Source organism: Gordonia ajococcus, assembly GCF_012974285.1.
Lineage (GTDB): Bacteria > Actinomycetota > Actinomycetes > Mycobacteriales > Mycobacteriaceae > Gordonia > Gordonia amicalis.
This window is the reverse complement of the sequence record NZ_CP052884.1, coordinates 1,043,407-1,062,605: the sequence shown is the minus strand read 5'-3', so window position 1 is coordinate 1,062,605 and position 19,199 is coordinate 1,043,407. Positions and strand designations below refer to the sequence as shown.

Sequence of the window (19,199 nt, the reverse complement as noted above, 5' to 3'; positions counted from 1 at the left end):
ACGCGGGCACGGTCACTTCCGCGACCCGCACGCGGGCACGTCGACCGTGACGGTCGGGTCGTCGACCAGCGGCTGAACCGGGACGACGGCCTCGCCCGCCGCGGAGGTCGGCTCGTCGATCTTCAACGTGATCGTGGTGCTCTGTCCCGGTGCCACGCCGACCCGGGTCGAGTAGTACGGCCGGCCGTGCAGGGTCTGTTCGACGTAGAAGGCACCGGCGTCGCCGAGAGTCATCTCCTTGAGGACCGCGCCCTTGGTGGCGAGGAACTCCACGTTGGCGAGGTTGGTGCCCTTCTGCACCGCCAGTTCCGTGCCGAGGCCACCGGCGACGTAGTCGGTGAGCCCGGTCTGGTCGAGGGTGTTGGTCAGGGTGACGGTGATCGTGCTCTCTCGGGTGTCCCCGCTGCAATCGCCTGAGGTGTAGTCGATCTCGCGACGCAGGTAGTAGTCGAGCTTGCTGCCCGACGCATTGCCGATGGCCACCTGCAGGTACGGCGCGTCGGTGTCGGAGATCTGGTGACCGAGTTTGGTCGTCTCGAGGATCTCCTGTTCGGCGGGCGTGGTGCTGTAGACCATGATCCGGCGTTCGTGGACGCCGCGTCCGAGCGCCTCGAGCAGGCCGCGCGTGCTGCCGCCCGAGGTGATCAGCTTCTTGACGACGGCCTCGGAGATGGACTGTAGGTACGCCTTTCGCGCCTCGTTGTCATCGGCGAACCGCTGATACGAGGTCGACAGCGTGATGGGCACGACGTTGTCGGCGGTGATCTTCTCCCCACCGGGCAGTGTCACCGCTCCGACGACCTCGAGCACGTATTTCAGCGCGATCGGGTCGAGTGCGATGGCGCCGTCGAGCTGCTGGCCGGTCTGGGCGCGCCAGTTGGCCAGCCAGATCTTCGCGGCGTCGGGGAAGTGCGCGCTGAGGTTTCCGTTGCGGAAGTCGGTGTAGGGCTTGTAATACGAATAGACCGAGTCGTACTCCGGCCCCAGGTTGATCTTCGGCGTCGCCGGGTCGCGGAACTCCGAGTTGGCCCCCAGCTCCGGAACCGTCACGCGCCCCCCGGTCGCGTTGAGCAGGCCGAAACCGCCGACCAGGCCGCCGGTTCCGCGGGCTTCCGACGGCGTCTGGAAGGCCAGGAAGTAGTTGCGCGGCCCCGACGAACCCAGCATCGGCGGGATGAGCTTCGCGGCGATGTCGGTGGCGACCAGGGTGGACTCGGCTGCGTCGACCTGTTCGGCGAGTTGGGTTCTCGCGTCGGCGACCACGCCGAGCCAGCTCGGGTCGATCGCCGCCACCTCGCCGGCCACCTCGGTCGAGCGGGCGGCGACCTTGCTGAGTTCCGGCTGTGCCTCCCGCAGCAGCTTCAGGTTGACGGTGTTCCCCGTCCGGAGCCGATCCGGGTTCAGCACGCCGGCGAGGTCCGCGGCCGGGAGGAGGACGTCGGCGGAGAGCGCCTCGACGGCGTCGCTCATCTGTTGCACCGACTCGAGGGGAGACCCGATCCCCGGGATCGCGGCCACCGCGGACCAGATGATGCCGTGGGACCGATCGGACGCGGCCTGCGCACTGTCGGCAGCAGCCGCGGCGGCCTGCGCGGCTCCGGCCTGATCGCCGTCGAGCATCAGGGTCCGGGCCTTCGAGGCGTCGGTCCGGACCGACTCCAGATCGCCCTTGACCTTCAGCGCCGAGTACGCGAGCCAGGCGACGAGCGCGCCGGCGAGCACCACGATCACGGCGACGATCTGGACCGCCCGGTTTCCGGCGATGCGGCGGATCATCGGCTCTCCCCTGTCGTCTCGGTGACCTGTTGTGCCGCCAGCCATCCGGCGACGGTCTCGACCTTCGGCTCGATCTCGGCGAAGACACGATCGAAGTCCTCACGCGGACGGCCCATCGGGTCGACGATGTCGAGGAGCGAGGAGTTGGGATCGACGCGCCCCCGTCCCGCCATGATTGCTGCGAGTGTGCCGTTCTCGTCCGGGGTGCCGGTCTCCGACAGCGCGGCGAACTCGGTGAGGGTGAACACCCGCTTCCAGCGCGCGGGCGCCATCTGCTGGGCCGCGGCGCGGTGGTCGCGGCTCATGCACAACACGAGGTCGGCCTGCACCAGCATCGGCGGACGCAGGTATCGGGACTCGAAACCCGAGGCGTCGTAACCGTGTTCGGTGAGAACCGCGGCCGAATGCGGGTGGATCGGCTGACCGTTGAGTGCGCCGGTGCCGGCACTGCTCGCGGTCACGGCGAGTTCCGTGCCGGCGGCCCGCATGCGGTCGGCCAGACCGGTCAGCACGCGTTCGCCGATCGGCGAGCGGCAGATGTTGCCCGTGCAGACGAACAGGATCGACAGCCCCGTCGACGTCGCGTCCCGGTCGGATCCGGTCACCATTCCTCCTCGATTCTCCTGGCCAGCCGACGCATCACGTCGGGATCGCCCAGTTGCGCATGTGTCACACCGGCGGGCATCACGTCCACCTCCGGCACCGCGGTCCCGGCATCGTGCCGGACCGCCCGTCCCCAGCTCTGGATGTCCGGATTGTCCTCGGCGGCAACGTAGATGACCTTACCGACGGGCACCGGACCCAATTCGTAGGACCGCAGCGCGGCCGCCAGCGTGCGTGACCGGTCCTCGAACCGCCGAACTGCCTGCGGGTCGTGTCGTTCGGCCACGGCGCGGAGTGGGTGGTCCGCGCCGAGCAGCTCGTCGTCGGTGACGCCCTGCAGGTCGTCGGGGGTCCGGGAGTCGAGGACCATCAGGACGGCGACCTGCTCCCCGGCCGCCACCAGCTGACGGGCCATCTCGTGTGCGATGACCCCTCCCAGTGACCAGCCGACCAGGTGGTACGGGCCGGCCGGCTGACGGCTCCGGACGGCGGCGACGTGCAGGGCCGCGATCTCCGGCAGGGTCGCGGGCATGGCACGGGCGGCGACGACCAGTTCGGGCAGTTGCAGGCCGTACGCCACGGCCGAGTCCAGCGATGCGCCGAAGGCGCGGAACGGTTCGACGATCCCCGTGGCGGTGTGCACACACCACACGAGCGGGCCGTGGGACCCCGGGGCAGCGGGGTCGGGGGCGTCGGGCGCGGGGGCTCCCACCCGCGAGAGCGGCACCACGCGCTGGTCGACCCCGGTGCCCCCGCCCGAGGAGACGGCGCCGACGACGCGGGCGACCTCGGCCGGCGTGCGGTGCGTGAACAGGTCCGCGACGTCGACGGTGATCCCGGTGCGGCGGGTCAGTTCGTCGCGCAGCTGCACAAGGGCGAGGGAATTGCCACCCATCCCGAAGAAGTCGTCGTCCATGCCGACGCCGTGCTCGTCCAGCACCGCCCGGAACGCGTCGCGGACCGTCGACTCCGTGGGCGTCTCGGGCTCCCGGGTCGATTCCGACCACACCGGCTCGGGCAGACGCCGCTGATCGAGCTTGCCCGCACCACTCAGGGGCAGCTCGGCCATCTCGACGATCCGGCTGGGCACCATGTGCCGCGGCAGGAGCGCGCGGCAGGTGTCGGCGAGCCGGTCGGCGGGCACCGACGAGACCACATAGGACACCAGGGCGGGACCGGCCGGACCGGGCCGCAGCACTGTGACGGAGCGCCGGGCCCCGGCTCCCACCAGGACGGCGTCGATCTCGGCGGGCTCGACGCGCTGGCCGCGGATCTTCATCTGGCGGTCGGCGCGACCGACGTAGATCAGTTCGCCGGTCTCGCGATCCCACCGCACGAGGTCGCCGGTCCGGTAGCGGCGACGCCCGTCGTTCCCGGCGACGAAGGTCGCGGCGGTCAGCGCTCGATCCCCGAGATAACCACGGGCGACCCCGGTTCCGCTCACGTAGAGCTCGCCGACCACGCCGGGCGGCACGTGTCGAAGCCGGGTGTCGAGGACCTCGGCGCCGATCCCGGGGCGCGGGTGCCCCAGCCGCACCGGCTCGCCCGGACGGTAGGCACTGGTGGACACCGTCACCGTCGTCTCGGTCGGGCCGTAGATGTTCAGAACCTGCGCCCGCTCCGACCAGGCCGCCGCGAGGTCGGCCGGCAGCGCCTCGCCGCCGATGTAGACCAGCCGCAGCGCCGTGATCGATTCCGGTCGCATCGTCCGCATCACCGACGGCGTCGCGGTGAACACGCTGACCCGGGTGCGGTCGAGGAACTCGGCGAGTTCGCGTCCACCGACGACCTCGGGGGGAACGACCACGAGCGTCGCGCCCGAGGCCAGCGGCAGCAGCATGTCGTGGAACGTCGCGTCGAAGCCCGGGCTGATCGCCATCCCCACCCGGTCGCCGGACTGCACGTCTCCGAGCGCGGCCACGCGATGCACGCCCCGATGGGTGACGCCGACGACATTCGGCGTGCCGGTGGTGCCCGACGTCGTGATGACGTAGGCCAGCGAGTCCGGCGAGACGCGTGTGATCGGTTCCGAGGCAACCGGTCCCGTCGGTTGTTCGGGGATGTCACCGCGACCGATGGCCGTCGCGTGTGCCCCGGCGACCACGTGGTCGATCCGGGCCGCGGGATAGGTGACGTCGACGGGGACGCAGACCCCGCCGATGCGGCTCACCGCCCAGATGGCGACCACCGATTCGATGGAGCGCGGGACGACCACCGCGACCGCGTCGCCCGCCCCGAGGCCGCGTGCGCGGAGGGCACGCGCCGTCTCCGACACCCACGCGTCGAACTCGAGATGGGTGAGGGTGCGCGTGCCGTCGGCGATCGCCGGACGATCACCGTGCGACGCAACCGCTTCGGCGAACAGGTCGGCGAGCAGTGGTTCGGTCCCGGTGGGCGCGGGGACACGTGCACGGCGGCTGACGAATTCGCGTTCCGCCGCGGTGAGGGGTTCGATCGCGGCGAGACGACGCGCCGGGTCGCCGGTCACCGCCGCGACGGCGGCCATCAGTCGCTCGCCGAGCCCGCGGATCACGCTGTCGTCGAAGAGATCCCGTGCGTGATGAAGTTGCAGTCGCCAGCTGTTGCCGGAACGGACGGCGACGATGTGCACGTCGAACTCGCTGTGCGAATCCATCGCGGTGCGTGGCGCATCCGCACGGGGATCCGGCGGCGCATCCGCACCGGGCGCCGACGGCAAACCGGCGGGGCCCGGGCCGACGCCGGTGGCCTCGACCACCGAGAAGGCCACCTGCACGAGGGGGTGGCGCCCGGGAACGCGCGGTGGATCGACGAGTGCGACGACGTCGTCGAAGGCGATGGCCGCATGGTCCAGCGCGGCGAGGTCGGCGTCGCGAACGGTTTCGATGAACCCGCCGACCGTCATCCCGGCGGTCAGCCGCGTCCGGAGGACAACCGTCGAGATCAGCATGCCCACCGTTCCGGCGCTGTCCCCGTCACGGCGCATGGAGGCCGGTGTCGCCACCGCGATGTCGTCGACACCGGTCTGGGCCGCGAGCGCGAGCGCGGTCGCGGCGTGCAGGAGATGGAAGTCACTCGCCTGTGCGCGGCGGGCCGTCGACGAGATGGATTGGGCGAGCGCGTCGTCGACCGCGAACTCGATCACCGAGGTGCGCAGGTCGCGGGTGGACGGACGATGCTCGGCGAGGTCGAGTTCCCCGCTGTATCCGTCGAGGGCCTCCCGCCAGTAATGCATCAGTTCGGCGCGTGAGTTCCGTTCCTCGGCGACCATCCGGCGCGCGAGAACGTCGAAGCCCGCCGGCTGCCGGTCGAGGGCCTCCCCGGTCAGAAGCGCGGTGAGTTCGCGTTCGACGATGGCCGCGGATTCGCCGTCCATCGCGATGTGGTGGGCGACGAGCACCACCGCGAGCGGTGCGTCCCCGACGCTGGGGGTTTCGGCGTCTCCGACGCTGCGCTCCGACAGCAGCCACACCCGCACCGGCGGATCCCCGGCGAGATCGAAGGGTTCGGAGAACTCGTCGGCGATGGCGGTGCCGGTGAGCGCGGAGGCATTCAGATGCCGTACCAGCGGCCGCCATCCGTCGACGACCCGCTGCCGCGGCCCGTCGGGCGTGGCCAGGTAGCGGGTCCGCAGTGCCGTGTGCCGGTCGACGAGTGCGTCCAGTGCAGCGGTGACGGCCGCGCTCGTCACCCCGGCCGGGATCCCGACCACGACCGGTACCGAGTAGATCGGGACCTGCCCGAGCATCTGGGCCCCGACCCACATACGGCGCTGCGTCGGCGCCAACGGGATCTCCTCCGACAGCGCGTCCGCGGGGTCGAAGGTCTCCTCGGCCGCATCGACGGGGTGGTTCGGATCGGCGTCGGCCAGCGCGGACACCGCGGCGGCGAGCGCGGCGGGTGTCGGATGCTCGAACAGCAGACGGGTGGGCACGCGGATGCCGAGGTGGCGCCCCAGCGCGGAGGTCACCCTGGTGGCCGACAGCGAGGTACCGCCGAGAGCGAAGAAGTCGGCAGACTCCGCGACCGAGCCCTCCGGGACCTCGAGCAGCTCGGCCATGATCGTTCCGACTCGCGAGACGAGATCGGCGGTACCGGGCGCGGGGTCATCGAGTTCGACTGTGCGGTCGCCGGATTCGGCGATTCCGTGGTCGGGTGCGGCCACCGCGACCCCGTCGGGCCCGGCAGTCACCGCGACGAGCGGGAACGGTTTCCCGACCTCGCCCACACCGCGCAACACCGCCGTGTACTCGTCGAGCAACGCGTGTGCCACACCGTCCGGGATCTGCCCGGAATGCACCAGCGTGACCTGTAGTTCGCCGTCGCTCTCCGCGAGGACCACCTCGATGTCGTACTTCGCATCGACCGTGGCGGTGGCCTCGGTGATGAGGGAGGCCACCGCGCCGCCCAGGGCGATCTCACCGGACGCCTCGGGGACGACGTCCTGGCTGACGAGCAGCACGGAGATCAGCGGATCGTCGCCGTTCCGGGCCGCGGGCCGGACCGCCCGCACGACGTCCTCATAGGGGACGTCGCTGTGCGCCAGCGCGGCCAGCGCGACGTCGCGGACCTGCTCGACGGCGTCTCGGACCGGTGTGTCCGGCCGGAGTCGGGTGCGGAGCGCGACGGTGTTGACGAACATGCCGACCACCGGCTCCCATTCGGGGGCCGATCGTCCGTGGACCGGGACACCGATCACCATGTCCCAGTGGCCGGTCAGCTGACCGAGGGTCGCCGAGAGAGCTGCGTGCGCGACCTGGAAGACCGTGGCCGACAACGTCCTCGCGGTCTGATGGATCGCGAGTGCCGGCACCGACGCGGTGATCCGACCGGTGCCGGCTGTGGCATCGTGCTCGCGGTGGCCGGGTAACCGTAGCGGTTCCGGAACGTCGGCGAGAGTCGCTGTCCAGTAGCTGATCTGACGCGCGTAGAGGCTCTCCCGATCGGACGGGTCACCGAGTCGCGCCATCTGCCACTGGGCGAAGTCGGCGTAGGTGAAGGCCTCGTAGGCGGCCACCGCCAGTCGCTCACCCTCGTATGCCCGCATCAGATCGGCGAGCAGCACGCGGATCGACCAGCCGTCGATGGCGATGTGGTGGAGGACGGCCGCGAGGTACAGCTCGGGGGCGTCGGCCGTGGTGTCCTCGGACGTGTCCGCCTCGAAGACCGTCGCACGGAATCCGGGTTCGTTCTCGAGATCGAATGGCGCACGCAGGTATTCCGTCACCTGCTGGCGAAGCACGGTGCCGATGTCATCGTCACCGACCTCGACGAGGCGGTGCGCCAGCACCGGGCTGCGGTGTTCGATCTGGCGCTGCACCGGTCCGGTCGGCGAGTCCGGGTAGACGGTGCGGAGCACCGCGTGAGCGCCCACGACCTCGTCGACGGCCTTGCGCAGCCGGGCGACGTCGACACGACCACGGATCCGCATCACCACCGGTACGTGGTAGGCGGTCGAGGTCGGATCGAAGTGGTGGTGAATCCACATGCGGCGCTGCGGATAAGCCAGCGGCAAGGGATCGGGTACGGGAAGCCGCGCCGGCGTCGGCAACAGTGCGGCGACGGTGTCGGACGACTGTGAGGCCAGGGCGTCGACGCTGCGGGCCAACTCGCCGATGGTCCGCGTCTCGAACAGCAGGCGTGCGGCGACATCGACGCCGGCGGAGGTGGACAGCCTCGAGGTGACCTGTGTCGCCGACAGCGAGGTGCCGCCGTCGGCGAAGAAATCCGAGTCCGCGTCGAAGCTGTCGGCGGGACGGTCGAGGACCTCCGCCCAGACCGATGCGATGAGCAGTTCGGTCTCCCCCGACAATGCGCGGCGAGCGGTGACCGCACCGGCGGCACCGAAGTCCGGTGCGGGCAGCGATGCGACGTCGATCTTACCGTTGCGGCCGATCGGCAATTCCTCGACCTCGATGAAAGAACCGGGAATCATGGTGCGCGGCAACACATGCGCGAGCCGAGATGCGAGGTCGTCGGTGCGCAGGACGGCATCGGGCTCGCCGACGACCCAGGAGACCAGGACTTTCTCGCCGGCCGCGGTGGCGCGGGCCGCGGTCACCGAGGTCGCGACACCGGGCAGCCGGGACAGGGCCGCATCGATCTCTGCGGGTTCGAGACGGACTCCACGGATCTTGACCTGGTCGTCGGTGCGGCCGTGGATCACGAAGGTCCCGTCGCCGCGGCGATGGACCAGATCTCCGGTCCGGTACATGCGCGTGCCGGACCGACCGGCGACGAAAGCGGCCGCGGTCGTCCGCGGATCGTCGAGATACCCACGTGCCAGGCAGTTCCCGGAGAGGTAGAGCTCTCCGACGGTGTGGTCCGGAACCGGACGCAGCATGGGGTCGAGGACGTGCATGGTCACGCCGTCGAGTGGCCGTCCGATGTGCACGGCGCCGAGGACGGGGTCGGTGTACCGCGCACTGCTCACCGCGACCGTCGCCTCGGTCGGCCCGTATTCGTTGCTGAGGGTGCGGCCGCGGGTCCACTCACGGATCAGACCGGCCCCGAGCGGTTCACCGCCGACCGCGACGTGCCGGACGTGCGGTAGGTCGCCGGGGCGCAGGGTCGCCAGCACCGACGGGGTGGTGAGCAGGACGGTCACACCGGCGTCCTGGACCAGGTCGGCGAGTTCGTCCGCCGCGATGACATCGGGCGGGCACATGACCACCGTCGCACCGGCGATCCGCGGCGGCAGGACGCCCATCAGGTGTGCATCGAAACCCGTTGCGTACGTGTGCATCACACGGTCAGCAGCGCTCAGACGCAGCCGTGAGACGGTGTCACGAGCCCACCCGGCCAGACCGCGATGGGTGACGGCGACGCCTTTCGGCACACCCGTCGTTCCGGAGGTGAAGGTCACGTAGGCGACGTCGTCCGGTGTCACCGCCCGCATACGTTCCGTGTCGGCGAAGGGTGGCACCACCGCGGGCAGCTCGGCGAACAGGTCGTCGAGCGCGACGACCGCGGTGCCGATCCCGGCCGTGTCGATCCCGGAGAGGGTGAGCACCACCGACGGACGGCACCGACCGAGGATCAGGTTCCGACGCTCGACCGGGTCGGCGGGGTCGATGTTGACGAAAGCCGCTCCCGCGCGGGCGATCGCGGCAGTCGCGACCATGCCGAACGCCGATCTCGGGAGCAGTTCGACGACCACGTCGCCCGCGCCGACCCCCTGTTCGACCAGTAGCCGCGCCAGATGTGTGGACAGCCGGTCGAAGTCGGCCTCGGTGATCTCGGCCCCGAATCCCGGTATGCGATGTCGCGAGTCGACGATCGCGATGTCGGACGGGGACGCGGAACCGTACGACGTGAGCAGCGCGTCGAAGGCCTCCGGCTCGAACTCCGGGCGCGTCGCGTCCTCACCGTCCGCGCTCATCAGCGACACGACCGGCTCGTCGGGCGCGAGCACGCCGCGTCGCAACGTCTCGACGACCAGCTCGCACAGGGCCTCCAGTCGGCCCGCGGTCGCGACCGAATCGGTGCAGGACATCGTCAGGTGCAGGGCACCGCCGTGCCGGTACATCGAGACGTCGATGCCGAAGAGCGGGATCCCCAGAACCCCGGCGGCGGCACTGTCGGCCGACCCGGTCGGGAACTCGGCCTCCACCCACTCCACGATCGCGTCCGGCACCGCGCCGAACGACACCTCGAACAACGGGGTTCCGGCGCCGGCACGACCGGGGTCGGCGATCTCGGAGATCTCGGTGAGCGGCAGATCGGCATGGGCGAAGGCACCGAGATCCACCGTCGTCACCCGCGACAGGAGTTCGACGAAGGTGAGTTCCGGGTCGATCGGCGTGTGCAGCGGCACCGCGCGGGCGAACAGCCCCGGCACACCGACAAGACCCGGGTCCAGACGACCCGACAGGGCGGTGCCGATGGTCACCATCCGTGCGCCCGACTGCCTGGCCAGTACCGCGGCGAGTGCCGTGTGGGCCGCGATGAACGGGGTCGACGCCCGGGCGACGGTCAGCGCCTCGAGCGACGCGGTGACGGTCGCGTCGAGATGCGCGTGCGCGCGGTGCACGATCGTCTCCGCCGCCGGCGCAACGGTTTCCGCCTGCAGGTTCACCTCGGGGAGCCGGAGCTGTTCCACCGGCCGGGCGAACGCGTCCCGCCAGAACGCGGTGAGCTCTGCCCGCCTCGACTCGAGCGTCTCGTCCCGCCAGACCGAGTACCGCCGATAGTCCGTTCCGCTCGTCGGCAGCGTCGCACCGGCGAGTGCGGTGTCGAGTTCGCCGGCGAGGATCGCGAAGGACTCACCATCGGCGGCGATGTGGTGGATCACGCCGAGAAGCCAGGTGGCCCCGTCGATCCGGACGATCCGGACCCGCCAGGGAAGCGCGGAGGCGAGGTCGATGGGCGTGGCCATCGACGCGAGGACGGTGGTCGCATCCGGACCGGAGATGTCCGGCCCGGAGATGTCCGACACCGACGGCTCCGACACCGAGGCGTCCCACGCCGACACTTCCGGGGCATCGGGACCGAGTTGCCGTTCGAGGTGATCGAGGACATCGGCGTCGTCCCACCGATGTTGCACCGGGACCCCGCCGCGCATCGGGAATCCGGTGCACAGTGCGTCGTGCCGGGTCACGATCGCGGCCAGTGCACGACGTAGGTCCCCGGGTGTCGCGTCGATCGGCAACGCCAGTGGCAGGAGGTAGCCGGTGAACTCCGGTTCGGTCCGCCACCGCAACCACACGTCCATCTGCTCGGGCGTGAGCGGGAGGTCTCCAGGAATCTCGCGGTCGTCCGACAACAGGGACAACCGCGGCGGGGCGGTCGACGTCCCCGGTGTGGCGAGCCGGGCAGCGAGTTCCGCGACGGTGGGGTACTCGAAGATGTCGGCCACCTCGACGCGGTACCCCATCCCGGCGAGCGTGGCGGCCAGGCGTGCCGCCGAGAGCGACGTACCGCCCGCGGCGAAGAAGTTCGTGTCGGCGCCGAGGTGACCCACGTCCTCCCCGACGACCGCGCGGATCGCCGACGCCACCGTCTCCTCGATCGGGCCGAGTGCCCGTCCGACCGGCGGAGCGGTGTCGCTGATCACCGCGAAGAGCTTGTCTCGGTCGATCTTCCCGGTGCTGGTCATCGGCCAACCGTCGACGATCGCGACCCGGGACGGCACGGCGTGCCCCGGCAATCGGGTGGCGCAGCCGGCCAGGATCGACGCCTCGTCGAGGTCGTCGAGGACGTCGAAGTCGGCGAGGCCGTCCTCGGTCACGAACGCCAGCAACTGTTCGTCGCCTGCGCGACGGCCCGGTCGTACCAGGACGCGCGCATCGCCGATGCCGGGGATCCCACGGAGGGTGGAGACGATCTCGCCGAGTTCCACACGGTGGCCACGGATCTGGACCTGGTCGTCGTTGCGGCCGAGGTAGGCGAGTCGGCCCGGCGCCACCTCACGGACCCGGTCGCCGGTCCGGTACATCCGCCGGCCGGTCCCCGACGGATCCGCGACGAACCGTGTCGCGGTCAGGCCGAGAGCGTTGAGGTAGCCGAGCGCGACCTGCTCGCCGACGAGATACAGCTCGCCGGCCGCGCCGGTCGGCACCGGTCGCAGGCGCCGATCGAGAACCATCCATCCGACGCCGTCGAACGGCGTGCCGATGATGCTGCGCTCGTCGTCGAGGTCGACGTCGGTGGCGGTGAGGACGACGGTCGTCTCGGTGATGCCGTACATGTTGACCAGTCGGGTACCGGGATGTTCGGCGGCCCACGCGCGCAACGTCTTCGGTGCGAGGGTCTCGCCACCGAAGACCACGGCCCGCAGTGACGGCAGTTCCGGCGGGGCGGGAGTTGTTGCCAGGTCGACGATTCCGCTGAACGCGGTCGGGGTCTGCGAGAGGATGGTGATCCCGTGCCGTACGATCGTCTCGGCGAGAGCTCGGGGATCCCGCACGGTCGCACGGTCCACCACGACGACGCTGCCGCCGGAGGCAAGCGCACCGAGGATCTCCCAGACCGAGAAGTCGAACGCGTAGGAGTGCACCCAGGCCCAGACGTCCCGTGAGGAGGCCTCGACGAGATCGAGTCCTGCCCCCAGGAGTGCGGCCACGTTCTGCCGGGTCACCACCACGGCTTTCGGCAGGCCGGTGGAGCCGGAGGTGTGGATGACATAGGCGGCACCCGGCATCGGCTGCGCGCGTTGACGACCCAGACCTTCCGTCACCTCGAGGCGGCTGTCGATGACCGCGGCCGGGGCGGTCCCGGCCAGGATCAGGTCGATCCGCGCCTGCGGGTGATCGGGGTCGATCGGGACGTAGACCGCGTCGGCCAGCAGGGTCGCGACGATCGCCACCACGGTGTCGGCGCGACGATCCATGAGCAGGGCCACGCGATCGCCGGGCCGCACCCCGAACGACACGAGGCGCGTCGCGAGGGCACGAGCCCGGTCGACGAGACCGCGGTAGTCGAGCGTCTCGTCGCCGACGATGACCGCGGTCGCCTCGGGGTGTGTGACGGCGTGGCGCAGGAGCGCCCGAATGGGATCGACACCGACGGGAGCGACGCCGGCGGTCCGGCTGCTGCCCGGCTCGGTGACCGGGCCCGGCGACAGACACTCGGCGACGGTCTGATCCGGCGCCGCGGCGGCCAGGGCCGCGACGGCCTCCACGAACCTGTCGAGCAGTCGCGCGGCCACCGGTACGTCCACGCGGTTCTCGGCGATCGTCAGGGTGACGGACAGCCCGTCCCCGTCGTCGATCAGGGTGAACTCCAACGCGGTTCGGGCGTCGCGGGTACGCAGCGTCGCACCGTCGGTGAACACCGCCGATGCGACGAGATCGGGTGCGGTCGCGTGATACGCGAAGATGACGTCGGACAGTCCGGTCGGCGCGGCGTCGGCCAGCGCGACGGCGGTGCCGAGGTCTCCCCCGACGACCGCGAGCGCATCGGCGACCGAGGTCTCGCGGGCACCGGTCACCCGTACCGGCACCGTCTCGACGAACATGCCGACCGGGCGGAGTTCCTCGCTGGTGAACCGCCCGGACACCGGCATCGACATCACGACGTCGTCGGAGTCGGTGAACTCACCGAGGGTTGCCGAGAGGGCCACGCACAGAAGCGTGTTGACGGTGGTGCCGCACTCTCGCGCTTGCGCGGCGGCGGCATCGGTGACCGCGCGCCCGATCCGCCGACACGTGTGGACCGCCGGTCCGGCGGTGAGTCCGGACCCCGCCGCAGTGCTCGCCGCGGGTTCGGGCAAGGCGAGCCGATCCGGTGCATCCCGCCGGAATCGGGTCCAGAAGACCTCCGCCGCAGGCGTTGACGCGGTCGTCGAGCCGGCGGCTCGCGCATCCAGGACCGCACTGAACGAGACGGCCTCGGTCTCCCAGACGGGTCCTGCGCCGGCGGCACGCGCACGCACCGCGTGGGCGAAATCCTCCAGCACGATGTGCAGCGACCACTCGTCGACGGCGATGTGGTGGGCGACGAGAACCAGTTCGACGGCGTCGCCGGTCTCGTCGAGCACCGCTCGCCAGGGAACCTCGGTCCGCAGGTCGAACGGCGCCGAGACCGCGTGGTCGACGCCGGAGGCGTCCAGGGTCGCGCTGGTGACCGGTGCGGCAGCAGCCGATTCGTCCTGGTCGCGAACCTGCGCGACGGGCTCCCCGTCGACCTCCGGGTACACGGTCCGTAGGGCTTCGTGCCGGGTGGCCACGTCGATCAGCGCCATCCGTACGGCGTCGGCGGAGATCTGTTCGGCGAGCGTGAGCCGCACAGGCAGGTGGTACACGGTCGCATGAGGGTCGGCGCGGTTGAGCAGCCAGATCTCCTGCTGGGCTCGGGTCGGCCGATAGGCGACGACGCCGTCGGTGGACGTCGTCCGCCTCGGGACAGCGGCCTCGATGACCGCGGCGAGCTCGGCAAGTGTCGTCACCGAGGCGAGGTCGCGCATGTTGACCACCACGCGCAGGGTGCTGCCGAGGTGGGTGGCGAGCTGCATGAATCCCAGTGAGGTGGCGCCCAATCGGACGAGCTCGTCGTCCATCGACGGACGCGGTACGCCGAGTACCTCGGTCACCGCTTCGGCCACCGCCACCTCGGTGGCCGTCGACGGCGGACGATACGCCGTCTGCGCCTCGGGTGCGGCCGCGATCGATTCGGCTGCCGCACGCCGGTCGAGGTTTCCGGTCACGTCGGTCGGCAACTCGTCGAGGACGACCACACGACGGGGCCGGGTCGAGGCCGGCACCTCGTCGTCGACGCGTCGCCGGACCGCGGCCCGAACGCGTTGCCGGTCGACCTCGTCGGAATCGCACACGACGCCCACATCGAGGCCGCCCGCCGCCACCACCGAGACCGCGTACCCGACGCCGGCGACCTGCCCGGCCGCCCGGTCGAGCGCGGCGAGGTCGATGCGCACCCCGTCGAGGGTCACCACGTCATATTCGTGATGGTCGATCACCAACGAGCCTGTGCCCGGATCGAAGTGGCCGCGGTCGCCGGTGTGGAGCATTCGTGCTCCCCGCTCCCACGGGCACGCCACGAAGGTGCATGCGGTGTGCACCGGATCTCCGGCGATGACCGTGGCCACCTGCGGGCCGGTCACGTAGACATCACCCGTCACCCCGGCCGGAACCGGACGCAGCGACGGGTCCAAGACGGCGAGTCCGGCACCGGGACGCGGTGTCCCGCTGGGCAAACGGTGGTCGACGGCGGCGTCCCGGGCGATCCGGCGGTTGACCGTCACCGGGCCGAATGCACCGCGCGGACAGTACGGTGCCGATACCTCGCGGCCGAAGGCCAGGCGCACCAGGGCGGCCGGTGCGATGTCCTCCCCCACCACCACGAGCGAGGTCACCGGTCCCTGCACGCTCAGGCGCGGAACATCTCCCGGTGTCGCGATCACGTGCGTGGCGGGCACGGCGTCCGCGCCGGGCACGACGAGCCGCAGACCGTGCGCGGCTGCCGCGATGATCTCGAGATGGGCCGCCGACGACGCCGAGGGGGCGCCGAAGAACAGCCGGCCGTGTTCGAGATCGGTTGCGGCGGCGTCGAACACGCCGGTCGCGATCAGGGCGGCCAGCGCACGTTGGGGCACGGCGAGGGTGGTGAGCTCAGAAGTCGCTCCGGTGATCGCGAGATATGCGGCGATGTCATTCGGTGCGGGCCTGCGGGCCGCCGCCCCGGAAGCCTCGAGCCCACCGAGTTCGGCGAGGGTCAGCACGCGCGGAGCGGACTCGGATGCCGGGGCATCCTCGGACCGCGCGGCGATGACGACCTCGGGACGAGTGGCCTCCGGCAACGACGCGACGGCCGCCCGCGGGGCGAGCGGATCGAGCAGGAGGACCGCGGCACCGCTCACCCCGATCGCCCACCACGCGGTCAGCCGGTCGACGCCCGGCGGCAGCGCAAGGGCCACCGTGGATCCCGGAACCACGCCGACGGTTCGGAGGCGGTCAGCGAGATCCGTTGCGCGCACGTGCAATTGCCCGAAGGTGAGTGGACGGGTACGCGGCTCGTCGAACACCGGCGAATGCGCGTGACGCGCGGCCGCGCTCGCGAGCGCCTCCGGGACGGTCGCCGGCCCGGGTTCGGGGATCGCGCCGCGGACCACCGTCACCGGATTCGCCAGCGGGAGATCGTCGATGCGGGTGTCCGGTGCCTGCAGCAGGGCGTCGGCGAAGGTGCGCAGCATGGCGACGAACTGCCGATGATGCTCGGCCACCTCGGCCTCGTCGTAGCGGTTGGGGTTGGCCTCGACGCCGATCATGAGCACCGAGTCCCGGTCCTCACCGGCGACCGGGACGATGTTGACGGCCAGGTCCTCGGCGGGGCCGACGGTGAGGATGTGAAAGGTGCCGTGCGCCTCCCCACAGGGGAATTCGCGCTGGAAGAGCATCAGGTTGAGCATCGGGCCCGACCGCTCCTGCGCCGCGGCCCGCCGGACCCTGCCGCTGGTCTCGTCGGCGGCGACGTCGGCCCAGATGTCCTCGCCACGATAACGCTGATGCCGCAGTGCACCGAGGAGCGCCGCCTGGCTGCCGGACAACGCTTCGGCGACCGATCCATGCCCCGCGACCCCGGTCCGCAGGGGAACGATGTTGGCCACCGGCAGCGGTGTCGACCGGAGCGCCGCGATGGTGCGGGCGGCGACCGGGAACTGGAAGATCACCTCGTCGCCCTCGGCGGCGGCCCGGCACAGGTAGGCCGAGAACGCGCCGACGATGACATTCGGCAGGATCGTCGAGTTCGCCTCGGCAGCGCGGCGGAGAAGATCCATCGTCTCCGTGTCCAGCGGCGCCGCGACTCGTCGCGAGAGTGCCTCGGGCCGGCCGCGTCGATGCGCGAGCGTCGCGGGGATCCCCACTCCGGCCATGGACTGACGCCAGTACGCGCGGTCGGTGTCGAAGCGACGCGATGCGCGGTACTCGTCGTCGGCACGCGCGGGCAGATCGAGGTCCACCGGTTTGGCGGGCGGAGGTGTGCCGCCGGTGACCGCGGCATGGTAGGCGGCGATGGCCTCGACCATGCGGTCCTTGCCGCCCATGCCGTCCGTGAGCAGGTGGTGACCGCGGTTGTACACGATGAACTTCTGCTCGGCGAGCCGGAACAGGCAGCCGCGGGCCGTGCGATCCACCCGAGGGTCCAGTGGTCGCGCACAGTCCTCGCGCATGATCGCCTCGGCGGCGGCACGCGGGTCGGGACGGTCCCGGAGATCGATCACGTCGGCCCAGTAGTGCAACGACGGGTCGTACACACCCACCAGCCCGTCGTCGGTGTCCTCGAACCTCACCTGGAGGAACTGGGCGCGACGCACCACGTCCCCGGTGACGCGCAGGAAGAGGTCGATGTCGATGGGTCCGTCGATCTCCACGTACTGCGCGACGTTGATCGGCACGTCCATGGCCGTCTGTTGGGCGAACCACAGCGCTCGTTGTGCAGCACTGAGCCGGAATCGTCGCGCGATTCCGACAGTCGGAGTCACCGGCGGCGGGGTCGGGGCGTTCATGGTCGGCCCGTCCGGCGCTCACCAGGTCCGTGGGACCCGGACCTCATGGGGCGTGCCGACCGTCTGATCCCCCCGGCCTGCGAAGCGGCGCCATCACCGAGATCCCGTCTCGACGAATGCGCGAAAACAAATCAGCAAATCCGGACCCCTCGAAGGGGTAACCGAATCGCGAGAAAGACGTGGAGCGAATGGGCGTGATTCCGGGAAACAGCGGCGTCGCGACACAATTCATCGCCAACGGATTCAACATGCCGAAATTCAACACGGTGAAGTTCAACGCCCTGCCTCACCACTCACCATGCGCCGTCCTCGTCACGTCCGACTGCTGTCAACCACACCGGCTCTCCGGGTTCCGTCGGCACCGTCTTCTCCAGCAACCGCCCGACCCCGAGACGTCTTCGCCGATTTCGTTCTCCGGTGGCATCGTCCGAGCTCACGACCACCAGAATGACAACGGTCACACCGGTGTGTCCTGGACGAATGCCGTTCTGCGCCGCGCGGATACCCAAGAGCCTATGGGACGGCTTGACGCCTCACAACTCGGGGGCACCCACATCGAATCGGCCACCGCATGAATACCGCCGAATTCCCCGGTCGACAATCACCGAAAAGATCGAAATGGATTTCGTCATTTTGCGCAATTCACGTTCTCGTATGAACCGCGAAGTGTTGCGAATATCGGGCAGATGCCCGTGGTCCGCGCAGACGACATCGCATGGCCCGGCTCGTCAATGGTCGACCGGAACCGGTCCTCGACTCAGCAGCGCTTCCACAGCCTGGTGCGGAATGCGCTGCTCCCAGCGTTCGGCATTCGCCTCGAAAATCCGTGTGCCCTCTTTTCTCGCCAGATCGACGTCCAGGAGGAATGCACGCGCACGTTCGACGAATTCGTCGGGATCGTCGTAGGCGGTCAGCCCGAAAACCGGTTCGAGTGACCCGATCGCGGCGGTGGTGCCCACGACGGGCAATCCACGGCTGGCGGCGTCGAGCAGTTTCACCCGGACACCGCCGCCGGTCCTGATGGGTGCGACGAGGGCGCGACAGGTACCCAGGAAAGCGTCGAGGTCCTCCACGAATCCGACGTCCCGGACGCCCTCGGGCAACGGCGGTGGTGTCGCGCCCGGCTTGGGAGCGCCGACGATGCACAGCTCGGCATCCGGGATACCGTCCGAGATGCGCGGCCACAGTCGCAGGATCTCCAAGAAGCCTTCCTGATTCGGTGGCCAGTCCCGGGTACCCATGTACACGAGCCGCGGGATCTCGAGGCCGCCACCCGCGCGGGTCGCGGGCGGCAGGGTGAGATCGATCCAGCGAGCACTCGGGCACCCGCGCTTCCGGTAGAACTGTGCTTCCTCGAGGTCGTAGGTGCCGATCGCCGACGCAGCGCGGGCCACCCGGAGCTCATCGGACAGGATGCGCCTCGCCTCCACCGTTCCCGGGAGTCCGCGCGTGAGTCGCCACACCAGTGATTCGGAGTTGACCGTGTTGATCACCAGCTCGCTGCGACCGACCTGTGTCGAGCGCAGATAGGACTCGGCCATGTACGAATGCTCGGCGAGGAAGACGTCGCTGTCGAGATCGTCGACGGTCCGGACAAGGTCGTCGGTGTCGAAACGGACGTGGCAGACACTGCGCCGGGTCCGCAGACTGCTGCCGATGAGCGCCGGGAGCAGTACGGGCGGCTTCGGCACCCGGATCACCCTGCCGTCGGCCGAGATCCGCGGAGCGTCACCGGTGGTGAGATGGTTGGACAGACACACCGCACGCAGGTCGAACGACTCTGCCGCGATGTCGAAGATCACCCTGGCCAGCGCGACGTCGCCGCCGTGGTCGTGTTCGATGTCCTTGGCCATCATGAAGGTCACAGTCGTCATGCGAT

At 70.3% G+C, this 19,199-nt stretch carries 5 protein-coding genes; 1 reads left to right on the top strand and 4 read right to left on the bottom strand.

Going from position 1 to position 19,199, the window contains the following annotated elements:
• Positions 1–12: 12 nt before the first annotated feature.
• From GAA2_RS04850 to GAA2_RS04840, 3 genes are read right to left on the bottom strand one after another with little or no spacing between them, the layout of a single operon-like run.
• On the bottom strand, positions 13–1,776 hold the full coding sequence (locus GAA2_RS04850) for a DUF4012 domain-containing protein (RefSeq protein ID WP_159405528.1): 1,764 nt from the start codon (positions 1,774–1,776) through the stop codon (positions 13–15).
• Entirely contained in the window at positions 1,773–2,384 is a 612-nt protein-coding gene (locus tag GAA2_RS04845) for a low molecular weight protein-tyrosine-phosphatase (protein ID WP_006435268.1), read from the bottom strand. Before GAA2_RS04845 ends, GAA2_RS04850 begins: the two co-directional genes overlap by 4 nt.
• Positions 2,378–17,320: a non-ribosomal peptide synthetase gene (locus GAA2_RS04840; protein WP_159405529.1), complete on the bottom strand. Its 14,943-nt coding sequence runs from the start codon at positions 17,318–17,320 to the stop codon at positions 2,378–2,380. Before GAA2_RS04840 ends, GAA2_RS04845 begins: the two co-directional genes overlap by 7 nt.
• 188 nt (positions 17,321–17,508) lie before the next feature.
• Between GAA2_RS04840 and GAA2_RS04835 the strand changes: the two genes are divergently transcribed.
• Positions 17,509–17,895: a hypothetical protein gene (locus GAA2_RS04835; RefSeq protein WP_159405530.1), complete on the top strand. Its 387-nt coding sequence runs from the start codon at positions 17,509–17,511 to the stop codon at positions 17,893–17,895.
• Positions 17,896–18,048: 153 nt separating this feature from the next.
• Here GAA2_RS04835 and GAA2_RS04830 read toward each other — a convergent pair whose 3' ends face one another.
• Complete coding sequence (locus tag GAA2_RS04830) at positions 18,049–19,194, bottom strand: glycosyltransferase (RefSeq protein ID WP_006435266.1); 1,146 nt, start codon at positions 19,192–19,194, stop codon at positions 18,049–18,051.
• Positions 19,195–19,199: the final 5 nt, after the last annotated feature.

Excerpts from the sequence above, each read along its gene's own strand:
- GAA2_RS04840 (WP_159405529.1), bottom strand. The coding sequence starts at position 17,320 with ATGAACGCCCCGACCCCGCCGCCGGTGACTCCGACTGTCGGAATCGCG.
- GAA2_RS04835 (WP_159405530.1), top strand. The coding sequence starts at position 17,509 with ATGGGCGTGATTCCGGGAAACAGCGGCGTCGCGACACAATTCATCGCC.
- GAA2_RS04845 (WP_006435268.1), bottom strand. The coding sequence starts at position 2,384 with ATGGTGACCGGATCCGACCGGGACGCGACGTCGACGGGGCTGTCGATC.
- GAA2_RS04850 (WP_159405528.1), bottom strand. The coding sequence starts at position 1,776 with ATGATCCGCCGCATCGCCGGAAACCGGGCGGTCCAGATCGTCGCCGTG.
- GAA2_RS04830 (WP_006435266.1), bottom strand. The coding sequence starts at position 19,194 with ATGACGACTGTGACCTTCATGATGGCCAAGGACATCGAACACGACCAC.